The following is a 15,875-nucleotide window of genomic DNA, read 5'->3' on the forward strand; positions in this document are numbered from 1 at the left end:
CCCTCACTGGGGGCGGGACTTTTTCTTCCGCTTGGCCGCCATATAGCGGTCCTCCTCGCTGAAAATGCAGCCGCAGTACTTCTGCATATAGAAGCCGTGTTCCCGGGCGAACTCCTGCCCCGCCTGGAACAGGGGACGGAAGTCCCGGTAGAGGAAGGTCACGCCGTACCTCTCCCCCGCCTCCCGGGCAGCGGCGGCGATGCCCTCGTGGTTCTGGTAGGGGGAGATGAGCAGGGAGGTGGTAAAGCTGTCAAAGCCGTTTTCGGCGGCATATTTCGCCGTCTCCTCCATCCGCACCCGGTAGCAGTAGGAGCACCGGCCGTCGATATTCCCCGCCACGGCGGTGATGAAGGGCCGCAGATCGTAGGTCCCGCCGATGATCAGCTTCATGCCGGCCTCCCTGGAATAGTCCTCCAGGGTGCGCTTCCGGGCCTGGTACTCGGTGTAGGGGTGGATGTTGGGATTGAACCAGAAGCCGGTGACGGAGGTCCCCTCCTCCCGCAGCTGGGCGATGGGCTGGTTGGCACAGGGGGCGCAGCAGATGTGCATCAGAGTGTTCATTGGCAAAAGTCCTCCAGGTCCAGAATGCAGGGGGCCACCCCCCGTTTCATGGCGTAGCGCAGGGTCTGGCAGGTGCCCCCTTTGGGCACGCCGTTGTACACGGCGATCAGACGGCTGGAGCGGTCCACCATGTACTGGTTGCGGCGCATCATGCAGAAGCGGTCATAGCGCCGCTGGACCAGCGTTTCAAAGTCGCACTGGTCCAGAATCTGCTGATACCGATCCCGCTCCCCCTCCGGCCAGCTGTTCGCCTGGGTCTCGCAGGGCCGGGCGCATTCCAGGGTGACGTCCCCGTGCCGCTCCCGCAGCGCCAGCACCGCCTCGGCGCAGTAGAGGTCGCAGCCCCGTGCCATGCCGCTGATAAAGTGGCGGAAGCCCGCCGCGTAGGCGTCCTCCACTGCCTGCGCCAGGCTCCGCTTCAGCCGCGCGCACCGGGGGTCCGCCTCGTCCTCCCCCCAGGGCAGCTTGTCCGGCCGGTGCCCGGTGAAGCAGCAGGTTTTTTCCTTGTTCATCACAGTACGATCAGGTCCTTGGGCGACCGGGTGATGTCCTCACAGCCGCCCTCCTTGAGAATGAGCACGTCCTCGATGCGCACGCCGAACCGTCCGGGGAGGTAGACTCCCGGCTCGGCGGAGATGACGGCCCCCGCCGGCATGGGGCGGGTCTCCTTGGAACTGGCGTTGGGGGACTCGTGGATGTCCACCCCCAGGGAGTGGCCGAAGCTGTGGGAAAAGTAGTCCCCATAGCCCGCCTCCCGGAGGACCCGGCGGGCGGCCTCATCAATCTCCTGGCCGGTGACTCCCGCCCGGGCGGCGTTGATCCCCGCTTTCTGGGCGGCCAGGACGGCGTTGTACACCTCCTCCATCTCCTGGGTGGGGTGGCCCAGGGCCACGGTGCGGGTCATGTCGGAGCAGTAGCCCTCCACCTTGCAGCCAAAGTCCATGGTGATGAACATGCCCGTGTCCACCACCTGGTCGCCGGGGACGGCATGGGGCCGGGAGCCGTTGGTCCCCGCCGCCACGATAGGGTCGAAGGATACCTTATCTCCGCCCCGGCTCATCAGCTCGTAGACCAGCCGGGCGGCGATCTCCCGCTCCGTCATGCCGGGGCGGATGAAGTTGAGGATGGCCCGGAAGGACTCGTCGGTGATCTCCTGGGCCCGGCGCATGAGGGCCAGCTCCCCCTCGTCCTTGGAGGCCCGGAGGCTGTCCAGCAACTTCTGGGCCGGGGTGAGGATGCCGGTCAGCTCCTGGGCGTACCTTCGGTGGCTGTCCACCGTCATGGCCCCGCTCTCAAAGCCGATGTTGTGGAGGCCCTTTTCCTCGATATACTCCTTGGCCAGGGCCAGATGCCCCTTCTCCGGGGTGGCGAGGACCACCTCCGCCCCGGTGATCTGCTCCCGGGCGGCCTCGATGTAGCGGCCGTCGGTGGAGTATCGGGCCCCGTTCCGGGTGACCAGCAGCAGACCCTCCCCGTGGAAGCCCAGGGCGTACCGCTCCCCGGATTCGCTGGTGATGAGCATGGCGTCCAGGCCGTACTCCGGCAGCTGGGCGGCAATTGTTTTGATGTGATCCATGGCAAATGTTCCCTTCCCTAAATTCTTGCTCTAAAACAGCTCTGTAAAGCTCTGATAGATGTGCTTCATGGTCAAGGCATCCTCCGCCTGTGTCCCGGCGGACTCGCAGATGAACGTGGGCGACCACCCCCGGCGGGCAATCTCGGCGGCCAGGGGAGTCCAGCCGGGGCCGTAGCCGCCGTCGTCGTCAAAGGTGCGGTGGCACTTCTCCCCGCCCTTGGGGGTGAACTCGATGTGGGAGAAGTGGCTGTGGAACGACGCGGCCCGTTCCGGACCCAGGACCTCCTCCACCCGGTCCAGCATCCGGGAAAACGCCTCCAGGCCGTCGTCCGCACCCAACGAGCGGGCGTACAGATGGCCGAAGTCGATGCAGGGGACCAGCCGCCCGTCCAGGGTGCACAGCTCCAGCACCTCGTCCAGGTCGCCCAGCTGGTTGATCTTGCCCATGGTCTCGGGACACAGGGTGATATGGGAAAAGCCCTGACTGTCACAGGCGGAAATGACCTTGGTCAGAGATTTTTTCGCGGTTTCCAGCGCCTGGGCCCGTTCGCGCTTCATCAGCGCCCCGGAGTGGATGACCACCCGTCTCGCCCCCATCCAGTCCGCCGCCTGACAGCCGGCGGTAATGTAGCCGATGGTCTTTTGGAGGGCGTCCCGGTCCGGGTTGGCCAGGTTGATGAAGTAGGGGGCGTGGAGGGACAAGGAGATCCCCGCCGCCTGGGCATTTTCCCCGATTTTGACGGCGGTCTCCTTCCCCACGTGGACTCCCTTGCCGCACTGGTACTCATAGCAGTCCAGGCCGAAGTCCGCGATCCATCGGGGGGCGGCCAGGGAGGATTTATGGACCTTGGAAAAGCTCTCGCAGTTGCCCGCCGGGCCGAATTTCGCGCTCATAGAAAGGGCCTCCTTTTCCCCAGCAGGCGGAAGGGCGTCTCCACCGCGTAGCGGAGGTACCGCCCCGGATTGCCCGCCAGACGGATGGGCTTCACCAGCAGGGGGGTCACACCGGCGCGGTTGGCCCCCAGGATGTCGGTAAAGATCTGGTCCCCCACCATAACGGTCTCCTCAGGCGCGGCCCCCATCCGCTCCATGGCCCTCCGGTAGCCCGCCCGTTTCGGCTTGCCCGAGTGGCCCTGATAGGGGATGCCCAGCCGCTCCGCAAACCGTTGGGCCCGGCCCGGCCTGCGGCTGTTGGACAGCAGGAACAGCCGGATGCCCTGGGCCTCCAGCCCCTCCTTCCAGGCGGCCACCGCCGGGGAGGGCTCCGTCACCTGGTAGGGGACCAGGGTATTGTCCAGGTCGGCCAGCACCAGCTTGACGCCCTTTCCAGCCAGGGCCTTGGGAGAGATATCGGTCACCGAGGGATAAACTCCCCGGGGGATGGGTGATAAGGACATGGTTCTATCCTCCTGTCCATTTTCATACCGTGTAGTATATCACAGGTTGAAATTTCGGACAAGGGGGTCGCTCCATGCCACAGGACACCTTTATCATTACCCTGCCGCCCCGGCAGCTGCCCGCCCTCCGGAGCTGGCAGGCCACCCCCGCCCATCTGGCCTACCGCCTCGGGCCGGGCCCCCACCTGTTCCGTGCGGACAGCACCACTCCCAAAGGCGGGTTGATGGTCATCGACGACCGGGACTTCGACGGCCTGGGCCCCACCGGCCCGCTGTGCCAGGAGATCATGCGGGAGTGCCAGGCCAGGGGCTTCTCCGGGGCCATTCTGGACTTTGAAAACCGCCTGCCCCCTCTGGAGCAGACCGCCTCCCAGCTGGATGAGCAGTTCTCCCGCCGGGGCTGGTCCCTGTACGTCACCGAGGGGTACGCCCCCAGCGCGCCCCACGCCCGGGTGATGATCCCCTCCGCCCTGTCGGGCGGGTCCCTCCAGCGGCGGCTGGAGGAGGCGCTGGAGCGCTTCGGCGAGAGCCGGACAGCCCTGGCTCTGGAGAAGGTGGCGGAGGACTTTTTCCTGCCCTCCCCCACCGGCAGCGGCCAGCCCCTCACCGAGCAGGAGCTGGAGGCGCTGAAGCAGCGGCTCTCCCCCTCCATCTTCTTCTCCGGCGACCTGTGCGCCCGCTACTTCACCTACATGAGCCGGGAGAACGGGGCCCATTTCGTCCTGTTTGACGACAGCGACACCCTGCGGCGGAAGGTGGAGGTGGGACGGAAGCTGGGGGTCTGTACCTTCCTGATCCCCTGGGAGACCGCATCCCCCTGCGCCGCCCAGCTGGGCATCCAGCGCAGGCCGGAGCCGCGGCAGCAGGGCCAGCGGAGCCTCCGGCGCTGACCGGGCCAGAAACTCGGACTGCAAGGACCATCCGGCGGGGTGGTCCTTGTTTTCTTGGGCAGAATGAACGTTGACAGACGGCTTTAATTGGATTATGATGTAAGCTGTGTTATTATTGAGACATTCCGCTTATTTTGCCGAAGCGAGGTTTAGAATTTATGACCCACTCCTTTTTCGGCGGGGTATACCCCGCCACGCGAAAAGAGATGACCCGCCGAAAGCCGCTGGCCCGGCTTTCGGTCACCCCCAAGGAGATCATCATCCCCCTGGTGATGTGCGCCGACGGCCCCGCCACCCCCATGGTCGGTCCCGGCGACTCGGTGCTGGTGGGCCAGCCCATCGCCCGCCGGGGCCAGACGGGCGCCGCTGCCTTTGCCAGCGTCTCCGGCCGGGTGGCCGCCATTGAGGACCGCCCCCACCCCTGGGGCAGGCGCTCCCCCGCCATCGTCATCCACAACGATGACCGCAGCGAGCATTACGAGGGCCGCCCCGCCCCTCTGGACCCCCGCCAGCTCACCCTGGAACAGCTGGTGGAGCGGGTGGAGTGGGCCGGCATTGTGGGCATGGGGGGCGGCGCCTTCCCCACCTGGGAAAAGATCGCCCGCTCCGCCGGCAGGGTGGACACCCTGATCGTCAACGTGGCCGAGTGCGAGCCCTACGTCACCGCCGACTACCGCCTGCTGCTGGAGCGCAGCGAACACATCCTCCGGGGTGCCCAGGCCATCGCCCGCTGCCTGCGGTGCGAGCGGGTGGCGGTGGTCACCGAGGGGGACAAGCTCAACGCCGTGGAGGCGGTGGAGCGCCGCCTGCGCCGCTCGGGCAATGGCCGGGTGCAGATTATCCCTGTGCGCACCTGCTACCCCCTGGGGGCGGAAAAGCAGATCATCCAGACCGTCACCGGCCGGGAGGTCCCTCCGGGCGGCACCGCCATCGACGCGGCCTGCGCCGTGTTCAACGTGGCCACTGTCTTCGCCATTCAGGACGCACTCTTCCAGGGCCGTCCCCTCACCCACCGGGCGGTGACCATCACCGGCGGAGCCGTCACCCGGCCCCGGAACCTGTGGGTACCCATCGGCACCCCCCTGCGCCACCTGCTGGAGACCTGCGGCGGGCTGAAGGAGGAGGCCGACCTGATCCTCACCGGCGGGCCCATGATGGGGGTGCCCCTCCCCAACCTGGAGGCCCCGGTGATGAAGGACACCAACAGCCTGGTGTGCCTCACCGAGTGGGAGCACAAGCCCGACGTCCCCGGCGGGGTATGCATCCGCTGCGGCAAGTGCGTGGGGGCCTGCCCCATGCACCTGGCCCCCACCATCATCCGCCGGGCCCTGGAGGACCAAGACCTGGAAAAGCTGTCCAAATTCCATCTGGAGGACTGCAACGCCTGCGGCTGCTGCTCCTTCATCTGTCCCGCCCAGATCCCGCTGGTGGAGACGGTGGCCCAGGCGGCCAATCTGCTGAAGAGAGGGGGGAGCGCGTCATGACTGCCAGCTATGCTCCCAAGCGCATGTCCCCTCAGCTGCGCCAGCCCTCCACCACACGGGCCATGATGCTGGACGTGATGGTGGCCCTCACCCCCGCCCTGGGTATGGCCGTCTTCTTCTTCGGCCCCCGGGCGCTGGTCCTCACCGCCGTGTCCATGGGTTCCTGCGTCCTGTTTGAGGCCCTCTACCGCCTGCTCACCCGGCAGAGGCAGTCCATCGGCGACCTGTCCGCCTGCGTCACCGGGCTGCTGCTGGCCCTGAGCCTGCCCGCCAGCGCTCCCTACTGGGTGCCGGTGATGGGGGCCTGCTTTGCCATCATTGTGGTCAAGCAGTTCTACGGCGGCATGGGCCGCAACTTTATGAACCCCGCCCTGGCCGGGCGGATGCTGGCCGGCACCCTCCCCATGCTGATGACCACCTGGCCCCAGCCCATGCAGAAGCTGTCCCTCACCGCGGTGGACGCGGTGTCCGCCGCCACGCCCATGGCCTACCTCCACGAGGGAGTCCTCCCGCCCCTGGCTCTGGACGTGATGTTTCTGGGCCAGCGGGGCGGCTGTATGGGAGAGGTCTCCGCCTTCATGCTGTTGCTGGGCTTTGTCTATCTGCTGCTGCGCCGGGTCATCTCCCCGCGGGTCCCGCTGGCCTATCTGGGAACGGTGGCCGCCGTCGCCCTGCTGTCCGCGCCGGAGGGGACCTCTCCCCTGGTCTGGACCGCCTATCAGCTGATGGGCGGCGGCCTGCTGATGGGAGCGGTCTTCTTTGCCACCGATCCGGCCACCTCCCCGGTGACCCCCCGTGGGCATGTGATGTTCGGCGTGGGCTGCGGCCTGCTGACGGTGCTGCTCCGCTCCTCCAGCCCCTACCCCGAGGGGGTGGGCTGGGCCATCCTCACCATGAACTGCATGGTCTGGCTGCTGGACCGGCTGGGCCTGCCCCGGCGGTTCGGCATCGGCAACTTTGCCGCCACCAGGGCCAAGCTGGCGGAGATGCGGGCCAGCCTGGCGGAGATCAAATTTGTCCGCCCCAGAGTAAACTTCCAGCTGCCCCATCCCCAGGAGGGCCAGGCCCCCGGCGAGGCCTATCTGGACCTGCTCCGCGCCGCCCTGAAAACGGCTGGGCCCTTCGCGGGGGTCTTCGTGGTCACCTGCGGCGTGATCTTTGGCGTCCACCGCTTTACCGACCTGAACACCGCCCGTGCGGAGATCCAGGCCCAGCACGAGATTCTGGCCCAAGCCATGCCCCAGGCCGTGGTGGGCGCTGAAACCCCCTATCACGCCGCCGGCGCGCTGTCCATCATGGCGGGGTACGATGAGGACGGCCTTCTGCTGGGCTACTGCGTCTCGGTGCAGAGTCAGGGCTTCGGCGGCCCCATCACCATGACGGTGGGGGTGGACCTGAACGGCGTGGTCACTGGCGTGGCCATCGAGAGCCACAGCGAGACCGACCGGGTGGGCACCACCGCCATGACCCCCGCCGCCCTGACCCGGTATATCGGCCGCTCGGGCACCATCCGCACCTCGGGCAGCAACTCGGTGGACGCCGTCAGCGGCGCGACAGCCACCTCCAAAGCCATCACCGCCGGGGTCAACCGGGCGCTGAACATTGTGGCCAATCTGGACACCGCAGGACAAATCGACTATGAAGATACGCAATAAAAGGAGGGCCGCCCGATGAATACCGTACTGGAGCTGGCCGGGGTGGCCCTGGCCGCCCTGCTGTCCGAAAACCTGGTGCTGGTGTCCTGCATGGGCATCGGCACCCACGAAAAATCCTTCCAGGACCCACGGGAGGCCATCCGCACCGGGCTGTGCCTCACCCTGGTGATGGTGCTGGGGGCGCTGGGGGCCTGGCTGCTGAACTTTTTGATCCTGCTCCGCTTCAACCTGGCCTATTTCCAGGTGCTGGCCTTCGCCCTGCTCATCCCGGGGCTGGTGGCGGGGGTGCGCAAGCTGTTTCAAGCCTGCATCCCGGAGCTGTCCCGCCGGGTGGACGGCAACCTGTCCTCCATCTCCACCAACTGCGCCGCCCTGGGCTCCGCCCTGCTCATCTCCCAGCGCAGCTACGGGCTGGACTCCGCCCTGATCTTCGCCCTGTGCGGCGGCATCGGCGCCACCCTGGCCCTGGCCAGCTTCGCCAGCCTCCAGAAGGAAGTGGACCTGAACCGCTGTCCCAAAGCCTTCCGGGGAGTGCCCATCCAGCTGATCACCGCCGGGCTGATGGCCATGGCCCTGCTGGGCTACTACGGACTGTACCTCGGATAACAAAAAGCAGCTTCGCCCAAAGGAGGGCGAAGCTGCTTTTTTGCTCTGCATTACCGGCCGTTCAGTTTGAAGGACGCGCACTCTGTGCCCTCGCACTTGGTGGGGGCGCAGTCACAGCAGCCCACTTTGATGGAGTCCAGGGAGCAGCAGTTCTGCGCGCCGGAGTGATAGGCGCAGGTGTCCACCGAGCAGCGGATGCTGGGGTTGCAGGACCGTTTTTCATGGATGTTCATACAAAACCCTCCTTCCTTTGGATGGGCTTAGTATGGGACATCCCGCCCCGCTCTATTCTCGGGGCGGACTGGTTCTTTTTGCCTTTTTCAAAAAATGGGGCTGGCGGGGATCGATGTCCTCCGGCTGTACGTCCACCACCTGGGGGATAAACCGGCTGGCAAACCGCCCCTGCCCCCGGCTTTTTACATAGAAGAAGCCGATGACCGAAAAGACCACCGCCCCGACAAAGTTGACAAACAGGTCCTTCATGGTATCCAGAAGGCCGATGTCCAGATAGCCGCCCAGGCCCAGAGAGATCTGCTGTCCGCCGGCCGTGACCAGGATGGTGTCCGTGATGCCGTCGATTGCCACCCGGCTGTTCCCCCCGGCAGGGTCCAGCATGACGGAGGAGATACTGTGGACCACCGTATCCTTCTGCATGTCCAGCAGGAACAGCTGGTCCATGCCGCACTCGAAGAACTCCCACAGCACCCCGATGGTCATGGAGAAGCAGAAGGCCACGATGGACATGAACACAGGGGACAGGGACAGGGAAAACTTCTCCGTCCGGTTGAGCATATCCACCAGGGCGAAGCCGATGGCGGCGCACAGAAAGCCGTTGAGGGTGTGGAGGATGGTGTCCCAGCCCTTAAAGGTGGTGTAAAAGGAGCTGATCTCCCCCAGAATCTCCGCCGCGAAGATGAACAGCATGATGATGATCTCCATGGTGTTGGGCAGATCGATCATCAGCGCCCGCTCGAAAACGGTGGGCAGCAGAAACAGGACCAGCGTCAGGCCGCACAGGAACACGCTCTCAAAGTCCCCGTTGAAAAACTGGGCCACCATCACCGCGATGACCAGCAGGCGCAGCGTAAAATAGACCACCGCCACCGTCCGCTTGCGGCGCAGCGCATCGTGGGCCGCAGCGAGGGCGGCCCGAATTCCCTGTTTCTGTTTCGCCATAGGAGACGTCCTTTCTCAAAAAAATCTTAAAGGGTAGTATAACGTTTTCCGCCGCAAAAGTCAAGGCGGACGCCCCAGTCAAGGCCAGGGGGTCAGGCGCATAGACTGGTTCAGGAGGTGAAACTACATGGACTTACGCAGCAGGCAGATCACAGTCGGTGAGCTGCTGGACAATCCCAGATCCCGGGCGGTGTTCCAGCGCCGCTTTGGAAAATTTATGAAGCACCCCATGGTGGGCGCGGCCCGCTCCCTCTCCCTGGCCCAGCTCCAGGAGATGGCGGCGGTCTATCTCCCCCAGAAGACCATCCAGGACACCCTGCGGGAGCTGGAACAGCTTTAAGGCAGTTTGCCCCGCTCCCTGGGGAAAATTGTGCTCCAATTCTCCCTTGTTATGGGTTGTCATTTGCCATGTTTTAGGCTAAAATAGAATATCATTTTCAACTCACAGGAGGAGATGCCATGGACATCATCAGACAGGAGCGCCATGGCGTCTCCTTTTTTGCCTGCACCGATCCCGCCTGGGCTGGAGCGGCCCACGGCTTTTCCACCCGGCTGGGTGGCGTGTCCCCCGCGCCCATGGACAGCCTGAACCTGGGGGCCAACCGGGGGGACGATCCGGCCAATGTCCGGGAAAACTTTTCTCGGTTCTGCGCCGCCATTGGCACGGACCCCAACGCCCTGGTGAAAAACCACCAGATCCACAGCAATCAGGTCCGTTCGGTCACCAAGGCGGACGTGATGGACTGCCCCGAGGCCCCCGGCGTCTACGAGGCGGACGGCCTGATGACTGTGGAACCCGGGGTGTGCCTGACCATCTTCTCCGGGGACTGCATCCCCATCCTGCTCTACGACCCGGTCCGCCGGTGTATTGCCGCCGCCCACGCCGGGTGGCGGGGGACCGCCGCACGGATCGCCGCCTGGACGGCGGCGGCCATGGTCCACAACCACGGCTGTCAGGCCAGACACATCCTGGCCGCCATCGGACCGGGCATCGGTCCATGCTGCTTCGAGACCCACGCCGACGTCCCCGACGGCCTGCGCTCCGGACTGGGGGAGGGGGCGGAGTCCTTCATCCGTCCCCTGGCCAAGGAGGGAAAATTCTCCGTGGATCTGAAGGGGGCCAACGCCAGATGTCTGGAGCAGGCCGGCCTCCGTCGGGAGCACATCGCCATTTGCCCCGCCTGCACCGCCTGTGAGCTGGACACCTTCTGGTCCCACCGGGTCCAGGGAGGACAGCGGGGCAGCATGGCCGCCATGATCCAACTGCTGTGACGAGGATCTGCCTATGAAAAGACTGTTTACCGCCCTTCTGTCTGCCGCGCTGCTGCTGTCCCTCGCCGCCTGCGGCGGCACCGGCTCCTCCGGGAGCGCCAACTCCGGCTCTGCCGCCGCTTCCAGCGCAAGCCTGGAGGAAACGCCCCCCGCCGAGCCCCTCCCCTTCACCCTGGCCTGGTATCCCGAGTTCAGCCTCCACCCCACCCTGGCCGCCAACCGGGCCAACCTGACCCTGGCCCCTCTGCTCTACGAGAGCCTGTTCACGGTGGACGCCGCCTTCCAGGCCCAGCCGGTGCTGTGTCAGAGCTATACCGTCAGCGAGGACAAGCTGGTGTGGACCTTCACCCTCCGCGCCGGGATCACCTTCTCCGACGGCACCCCTCTCACCGCCCAGGAGGCGGCGGACGCCCTCAACCTGGCCCGCTCCGCCGGGAGCCGGTACCAGGAGCGGCTGAGCGACGTGACCGCCGTCACCCCCTCGGAGGCAAACCCCTATCAGTTCACCATCACCCTCCGCAGGGCCAACGGCGCTCTGCCCCTGCGGCTGGACATCCCCATCGCCCTGGGCCGGGAGGACCGCCCCGCCGGAACCGGCCCCTACGTGCTGGCCGAAGACGAGCGCGCCCTCACCGCCCGAAACGGTTGGTGGCAGAGCGAAAAATCCATGCCGGTCTCCACCATCCTTCTGCGGGCCGTCACCAAGAGCGACGAACTGATCTACGCCTTTGACGCGGGGGAAATTTCCCTGGTGGATGTGGACCTGATGGCCACCAACGCCATGGGCTACGGCGGCAACTACCAGACCTGGGACTACTGCACCACCGACTTCCTCTACCTGGGCTTCAACACCCGCAGCGGGATCTTCCGCTCCGCCGACGCCCGCCGGGCCGTTTGGCTGGCGGTGGACCGGGATACCATCGCCACCACTATCTATACCAACCACGCCATCTCCACCCTGCTCCCCGTCCACCCGGCCAGCGAGCTGTACCAGCTGGGGGAGTCGCCGCTCACCTACGATCCGGAGTCTCTGGCTCTCCTGATGGAGGAGCTGCGGCTGACGGACAGCGAACTGGTGTTTGTGGTGAACAGCGAGAATGTGGCAAAATCCTCTGCCGCCCAGCTGATCGTCTACCAGCTGAACGCCGCCGGGTTCCAGGTGGACCTGCGCCAGCTGTCCTTTGAGGACTACACCGCCGCCCTCAAGCAAGGGAACTTCGACCTGTACATGGCCGAGACGGTGTTTACCGCCGATTTTGACCTGGGACCTCTGCTGTCCTCTGGCGGCGCGCTGAATTACGGCGGCTGGTGGACGGAGGGCTCGGACCAGCTGTTTCAGTCCCCGCTGGGGGCCGCAGAGGACAAGGCCGCCTGCGGGGCGGAGCTGTTTGACCTGCTCCACACGCAGGCTCCGATTGTCCCCATCCTGTTTAAGAACGGCTCGGTTCTCACCCAGTGGGGCCAGCTGTCCGATCTGCTCCCCGTGCGGGGAAACGTATTTTACGCGATGGAACATTGGGTTTTAAAATAGAAAATGGAGGAGAAGGACTATGAGTGTTTACCGCTGCTATTCCGAAAAAAAGCCAAAATTTGACGTGGAGAGCACCGCTCTGCTGGATCAGCTGAGGGGACAGCTGGGCATTGACAATCTGGAGGACCTGTCCATCCTCCACCGTTACGACGTGGAAGGCATCTCCCAGGAGGTCTTTGAACGGGCCAAGGGCATCGTCTTCTCCGAACCGCAAGTGGATAACGTCTGCAATGAGGACCTTTCCTTTGCCCGCGTCCCGCATTACATGCTGGCCGTGGAGGCCCTGCCCGGTCAGTTCGACCAGCGGGCGGACTCGGCGGCCCAGTGTATCCAGCTCATGGCCGGGGTGGACCGGCCCCTGGTAGCCAGCGCCACGGTCTACCTTTTCTATACCATCGAGGGTTCCCTGTCCCAGGAGGACCAGGAGAAGATCAAAAAGTACCTCATCAACCCGGTGGAGAGCCGGGAGGCGTCCCTGGACAAGCCGGATACCCTGGTCCGGGAGCACGCCATCCCCGACCGCGTGGGCACGGTGGAGGGCTTTACCGCTATGGACGAACCGGCCCTGTCCGCCCTGCTGGACAAGCTGGGGCTGGCCATGGACATCGACGATTTGAAATTCCTCCAGACCTACTTCCGGGACGAGGAAAAACGGGACCCCACCATCACTGAGGTCCGGGTGGTAGACACCTACTGGTCCGACCACTGCCGCCACACCACCTTCTCCACCCACCTGGACGAAATTCAGATCGATGACCCCGACGTGAAGGCCGCCTACGAGCGGTATCTGGCCGCCCGGGTGGAGGTCTACGGCGAGGAGAAGGCCGCCCAGCGGCCCCAGACCCTGATGGACATCGCCACCATCGGCACAAAAGTCCTGAAAAAGCGGGGCCTGCTCCCCGAGCTGGACGAGAGCGAGGAGATCAACGCCTGCTCCATCCACGTCCCCGCTGAGGTGGACGGCAAAATCCAGGACTGGCTGCTCATGTTCAAGAACGAGACCCACAACCACCCCACCGAGATCGAGCCCTTCGGCGGCGCGGCCACCTGCATCGGCGGCTGCATCCGGGACCCCCTGTCCGGTCGGGTGTACGTCCATCAGGCCATGCGCTTCACCGGCGCGGGGGACCCCCGTACCCCCTTTGACCAGACCCTGGAGGGCAAGCTCCCCCAGCGCAAGCTGTGCCAGACGGCAGCAGCGGGGTACTCCTCCTACGGCAACCAGATCGGCCTTGCCACCGGACACGTGGCCGAGGTCTACCACGAGGGCTATATCGCCAAACGGCTGGAGTGCGGCGCGGTGGTGGGCGCGGCCCCGGCGGAGAATGTGCGCCGGGAGCGGCCCGCGCCGGGGGATGTGGTCATCCTCCTGGGGGGCCGCACCGGACGGGACGGCATCGGCGGGGCCACCGGCTCCTCCAAGAGCCACAACAAGAAATCCCTGACCACCATGGCCTCCGAGGTCCAGAAGGGCAACGCCCCTGAGGAGCGGAAGATCCAGCGGCTGTTCCGGGACGGGGAGGTCACCCGGCTCATCAAGCGGTGCAATGATTTCGGCGCGGGGGGCGTGTCGGTGGCCATCGGCGAGCTGGCCGACGGCCTGGAGATCGACCTGGACGCCGTGCGCAAGAAGTACGACGGCCTGGACGGCACCGAGCTGGCCATCTCCGAGAGCCAGGAGCGTATGGCGGTGGTGGTGGCTCCCGAGGACGCGGACAAATTCATCGCTGCCGCTGAGAAGGAGAACCTGGAAGCCTATCAGGTGGCCGTGGTCACCGAGTCCCCCCGGATGGTGATGCGCTGGAAGGGCCAGAAAATCGCCGACCTGAGCCGGGAATTTCTGAACACCAACGGCGCGGTGAAGCATGCAGCGGTGTCCGTAGATAAAAAGGACCGCTCCGCCTTTGGGCAGGAGCCCTTCAAAACCCTGCGGGAGATGGCCTCCAGTCTCAAATGCGCCTCCCGCCGGGGGCTGACCGAGCGGTTCGACGGCTCCATCGGGGCGGGTTCCGTCCTCATGCCCTTCGGCGGCAAATATCAGTCCACCCCCGCCCAGGCCATGGCGGCCCTGCTGCCCGTCCTGCCGGGGCAGGAGACCGACCAGGCCAGCGTCATGGCCTGGGGCTGCGACCCGGACGCCCTGTCCGTAGACCCCTATGTGGGGGCCTATCAGGCCGTTACCAACTCCATCGCCAAGCTGGTGGCCTCCGGCGCGGACTATAAAAACGTGTACCTCACCTTGCAGGAATTTTTTGAGAAGCTCCGGGACGAACCGGCGCGCTGGGGCAAGCCCTTCGCCGCCCTGCTGGGGGCGCTGGACGCTCAGATGGACTACGCCGCCGCCGCCATTGGCGGGAAGGATTCCATGTCCGGCTCCTTCCTGGACAAGGACGTTCCCCCCACCCTCATTTCCTTTGCGATCGCACCCGTCAAGGCCGGGGAGATCATCACCCCCGAGTTCAAAGAGGCGGGACATCCGGTATATTTGTTCCTGGGCGATGGCACGGCGGAGGGACAGAAGGCCGCCTGGGAGGAATTCCACGCCCTATGTCAGGCCGGTAAGGTGAGAGCCGCCTGGGCGGCGGAAAACGGCGAGGCCGAAGGGGTCATGAAGATGTCGTTCGGCAACCGCGTCGGTTTTACGAATGGCGAAGAAGAGTTGGCCTGGGATCTGCCCAACCCCGGCGCAATCGTAGCAGAGCTTACCGAAGCGGTCCCGGAGAGTCCCCGGGCGATCCAAATCGGAACGACCACCGCTGAGCCCGTTATCAACATCGTACACGACTCCGCGCCGGTCGACGAGCTGCTGGCCCTCAACGAGGGCGTGCTGGAGGAGGTCTACCCCACCAAGGCGGGAACTTCTGAGACGGTCCAGTCCATTTCCTGGGACAAGCGCTCCCCGGCGGTCTGCAAGCACAGGGCGGCCCGCCCCAAGGCGGTGATCCCCGCCTTCCCAGGCACCAACTGCGAGTATGACACCGCCCGCGCCTGCATCCGCGCCGGCATCGACCCGGAGATTGTGGTGGTGCGCAACCTGACCACCGACTTCCTGGCCCAGTCCGCCCAGGCCCTGGAGGATGCCATCCGGGGGGCGCAGATGGTGATCCTCCCCGGCGGCTTCTCCGGCGGCGACGAACCGGAGGGGTCCGGGAAGTTTATCGCCTCCTTCCTCCGCCATCCCGCCCTCAGCGACGCCATTATGGACCTGCTCAAACACCGGGACGGCCTGATGCTGGGCATCTGCAACGGCTTCCAGGCCCTGGTGAAGCTGGGGCTGGTCCCCTTCGGTGAGATCAGGCCCATGGACGGCACTTGCCCCACCCTGACCTACAACCTCATCGGCCGCCACCAGAGCCGGTATGTCACCACCCGGGTCGCCTCGGTCCAGTCCCCCTGGATGCTCAAATGCCAGGTGGGCGACCTGCACGCCATCCCCATCTCCCACGGCGAGGGCCGTTTTGTGGCCCCGTCGGAGGTCATCTCCAGCCTGATTGCCAGCGGTCAGGTGGGCACCCAGTACGTGGACGCCAGCGGCCAGCCCACAATGGACATCCTGTCCAACCCCAACGGCTCGATGGAGGCCATCGAGGGCATCTTCTCCCCCGACGGACGGGTCTTTGGCAAGATGGGACACCTGGAGCGCCGGGGGCCGTATGTGGCAGTCAATATCCCCGGTGAAAAGCACATGCCCCTGTTCGAAAGCGGCGCGGAGTACTTCAAATAAGCC

Annotated in this window: 15 protein-coding genes; 8 read left to right on the forward strand and 7 right to left on the reverse strand. The window is 65.4% G+C overall.

The window, feature by feature from the left end; all coding sequences use genetic code 11:
* Nucleotides 1-3 precede the first annotated feature (3 nt).
* Genes VV088_RS09755 through VV088_RS09775 form a run of 5 tightly spaced genes read right to left on the reverse strand, consistent with a single transcriptional unit; the run spans nt 4 to nt 3,534 of the window.
* The gene (locus VV088_RS09755) at nt 4-561 is read right to left on the reverse strand and encodes an epoxyqueuosine reductase QueH (RefSeq protein WP_334600490.1); all 558 of its coding nucleotides are present in this window, start codon (nt 559-561) and stop codon (nt 4-6) included.
* Nucleotides 558-1,073: an SLOG family protein gene (locus VV088_RS09760; RefSeq protein ID WP_334602058.1), complete on the reverse strand. Its 516-nt coding sequence runs from the start codon at nt 1,071-1,073 to the stop codon at nt 558-560. Before VV088_RS09760 ends, VV088_RS09755 begins: the two co-directional genes overlap by 4 nt.
* Entirely contained in the window at nt 1,073-2,137 is a 1,065-nt protein-coding gene (locus VV088_RS09765; RefSeq protein ID WP_334600491.1) for a M24 family metallopeptidase, read from the reverse strand. The genes VV088_RS09760 and VV088_RS09765 overlap by 1 nt, the downstream gene beginning before the upstream one ends.
* Nucleotides 2,138-2,167: 30 nt before the next feature.
* Nucleotides 2,168-3,031 carry a TIM barrel protein gene (locus VV088_RS09770; protein WP_334600492.1) on the reverse strand — a complete coding sequence of 288 codons (864 nt, stop codon included), beginning with the start codon at nt 3,029-3,031 and terminating at the stop codon, nt 2,168-2,170.
* Nucleotides 3,028-3,534 carry a YqeG family HAD IIIA-type phosphatase gene (locus VV088_RS09775; protein WP_334600494.1) on the reverse strand — a complete coding sequence of 169 codons (507 nt, stop codon included), beginning with the start codon at nt 3,532-3,534 and terminating at the stop codon, nt 3,028-3,030. The genes VV088_RS09770 and VV088_RS09775 overlap by 4 nt, the downstream gene beginning before the upstream one ends.
* A gap of 74 nt (nt 3,535-3,608) precedes the next feature.
* On the opposite strand from VV088_RS09775, the gene VV088_RS09780 reads away from it, so the two are divergent.
* From VV088_RS09780 to VV088_RS09795, 4 genes are all read left to right on the forward strand, one after another.
* Nucleotides 3,609-4,424 (forward strand): hypothetical protein, encoded by an 816-nt coding sequence (locus VV088_RS09780; RefSeq protein ID WP_334600495.1) that lies wholly within the window; start codon nt 3,609-3,611, stop codon nt 4,422-4,424.
* Nucleotides 4,425-4,582: 158 nt separating this feature from the next.
* A complete protein-coding gene (gene rsxC / locus VV088_RS09785; protein WP_334600496.1) occupies nt 4,583-5,908 on the forward strand; it encodes an electron transport complex subunit RsxC in 1,326 nt (441 codons plus the stop codon).
* Nucleotides 5,905-7,563 carry an RnfABCDGE type electron transport complex subunit D gene (locus VV088_RS09790; protein ID WP_334600497.1) on the forward strand — a complete coding sequence of 553 codons (1,659 nt, stop codon included), beginning with the start codon at nt 5,905-5,907 and terminating at the stop codon, nt 7,561-7,563. Before rsxC ends, VV088_RS09790 begins: the two co-directional genes overlap by 4 nt.
* A gap of 15 nt (nt 7,564-7,578) precedes the next feature.
* On the forward strand, nt 7,579-8,169 hold the full coding sequence (locus VV088_RS09795) for an Rnf-Nqr domain containing protein (RefSeq protein WP_334600498.1): 591 nt from the start codon (nt 7,579-7,581) through the stop codon (nt 8,167-8,169).
* A 50-nt stretch (nt 8,170-8,219) separates the two neighbouring features.
* Here VV088_RS09795 and VV088_RS09800 read toward each other — a convergent pair whose 3' ends face one another.
* Both VV088_RS09800 and VV088_RS09805 read right to left on the reverse strand, forming a co-directional pair.
* Nucleotides 8,220-8,402, reverse strand: a complete 183-nt coding sequence (locus tag VV088_RS09800; RefSeq protein WP_334600499.1) for a DUF1540 domain-containing protein — start codon at nt 8,400-8,402, stop codon at nt 8,220-8,222.
* Nucleotides 8,403-8,454: 52 nt separating this feature from the next.
* The gene (locus VV088_RS09805; protein WP_334600500.1) at nt 8,455-9,345 is read right to left on the reverse strand and encodes a hypothetical protein; all 891 of its coding nucleotides are present in this window, start codon (nt 9,343-9,345) and stop codon (nt 8,455-8,457) included.
* A 127-nt stretch (nt 9,346-9,472) separates the two neighbouring features.
* Here VV088_RS09805 and VV088_RS09810 point away from each other — a divergent pair, with 127 nt between their 5' ends.
* From VV088_RS09810 to VV088_RS09825, 4 genes are all read left to right on the forward strand, one after another.
* Nucleotides 9,473-9,685, forward strand: coding sequence for a hypothetical protein (locus tag VV088_RS09810; RefSeq protein ID WP_334600501.1), 213 nt, complete (start codon nt 9,473-9,475; stop codon nt 9,683-9,685).
* A 119-nt stretch (nt 9,686-9,804) separates the two neighbouring features.
* The gene (gene pgeF / locus VV088_RS09815; protein WP_334600502.1) at nt 9,805-10,617 is read left to right on the forward strand and encodes a peptidoglycan editing factor PgeF; all 813 of its coding nucleotides are present in this window, start codon (nt 9,805-9,807) and stop codon (nt 10,615-10,617) included.
* Nucleotides 10,618-10,630: 13 nt separating this feature from the next.
* Complete coding sequence (locus VV088_RS09820; RefSeq protein ID WP_334600503.1) at nt 10,631-12,148, forward strand: ABC transporter substrate-binding protein; 1,518 nt, start codon at nt 10,631-10,633, stop codon at nt 12,146-12,148.
* Between the two features lie 19 nt (nt 12,149-12,167).
* Nucleotides 12,168-15,872, forward strand: a complete 3,705-nt coding sequence (locus VV088_RS09825) for a phosphoribosylformylglycinamidine synthase (RefSeq protein WP_334600504.1) — start codon at nt 12,168-12,170, stop codon at nt 15,870-15,872.
* The last annotated feature ends 3 nt before the right edge of the window (nt 15,873-15,875 follow it).

It is taken from the genome of Lawsonibacter sp. JLR.KK007 (assembly GCF_036941135.1).
Lineage (GTDB): Bacteria > Bacillota > Clostridia > Oscillospirales > Oscillospiraceae > Lawsonibacter.

Bases quoted from the DNA above. Each gene is read 5' to 3' on its own strand.
- VV088_RS09755 (WP_334600490.1), bottom strand. From the start codon at position 561: ATGAACACTCTGATGCACATCTGCTGCGCCCCCTGTGCCAACCAGCCC.
- VV088_RS09760 (WP_334602058.1), bottom strand. From the start codon at position 1,073: ATGAACAAGGAAAAAACCTGCTGCTTCACCGGGCACCGGCCGGACAAG.
- VV088_RS09765 (WP_334600491.1), bottom strand. From the start codon at position 2,137: ATGGATCACATCAAAACAATTGCCGCCCAGCTGCCGGAGTACGGCCTG.
- VV088_RS09770 (WP_334600492.1), bottom strand. From the start codon at position 3,031: ATGAGCGCGAAATTCGGCCCGGCGGGCAACTGCGAGAGCTTTTCCAAG.
- VV088_RS09775 (WP_334600494.1), bottom strand. From the start codon at position 3,534: ATGTCCTTATCACCCATCCCCCGGGGAGTTTATCCCTCGGTGACCGAT.
- VV088_RS09780 (WP_334600495.1), top strand. From the start codon at position 3,609: ATGCCACAGGACACCTTTATCATTACCCTGCCGCCCCGGCAGCTGCCC.
- rsxC (WP_334600496.1), top strand. From the start codon at position 4,583: ATGACCCACTCCTTTTTCGGCGGGGTATACCCCGCCACGCGAAAAGAG.
- VV088_RS09790 (WP_334600497.1), top strand. From the start codon at position 5,905: ATGACTGCCAGCTATGCTCCCAAGCGCATGTCCCCTCAGCTGCGCCAG.
- VV088_RS09795 (WP_334600498.1), top strand. From the start codon at position 7,579: ATGAATACCGTACTGGAGCTGGCCGGGGTGGCCCTGGCCGCCCTGCTG.
- VV088_RS09800 (WP_334600499.1), bottom strand. From the start codon at position 8,402: ATGAACATCCATGAAAAACGGTCCTGCAACCCCAGCATCCGCTGCTCG.
- VV088_RS09805 (WP_334600500.1), bottom strand. From the start codon at position 9,345: ATGGCGAAACAGAAACAGGGAATTCGGGCCGCCCTCGCTGCGGCCCAC.
- VV088_RS09810 (WP_334600501.1), top strand. From the start codon at position 9,473: ATGGACTTACGCAGCAGGCAGATCACAGTCGGTGAGCTGCTGGACAAT.
- pgeF (WP_334600502.1), top strand. From the start codon at position 9,805: ATGGACATCATCAGACAGGAGCGCCATGGCGTCTCCTTTTTTGCCTGC.
- VV088_RS09820 (WP_334600503.1), top strand. From the start codon at position 10,631: ATGAAAAGACTGTTTACCGCCCTTCTGTCTGCCGCGCTGCTGCTGTCC.
- VV088_RS09825 (WP_334600504.1), top strand. From the start codon at position 12,168: ATGAGTGTTTACCGCTGCTATTCCGAAAAAAAGCCAAAATTTGACGTG.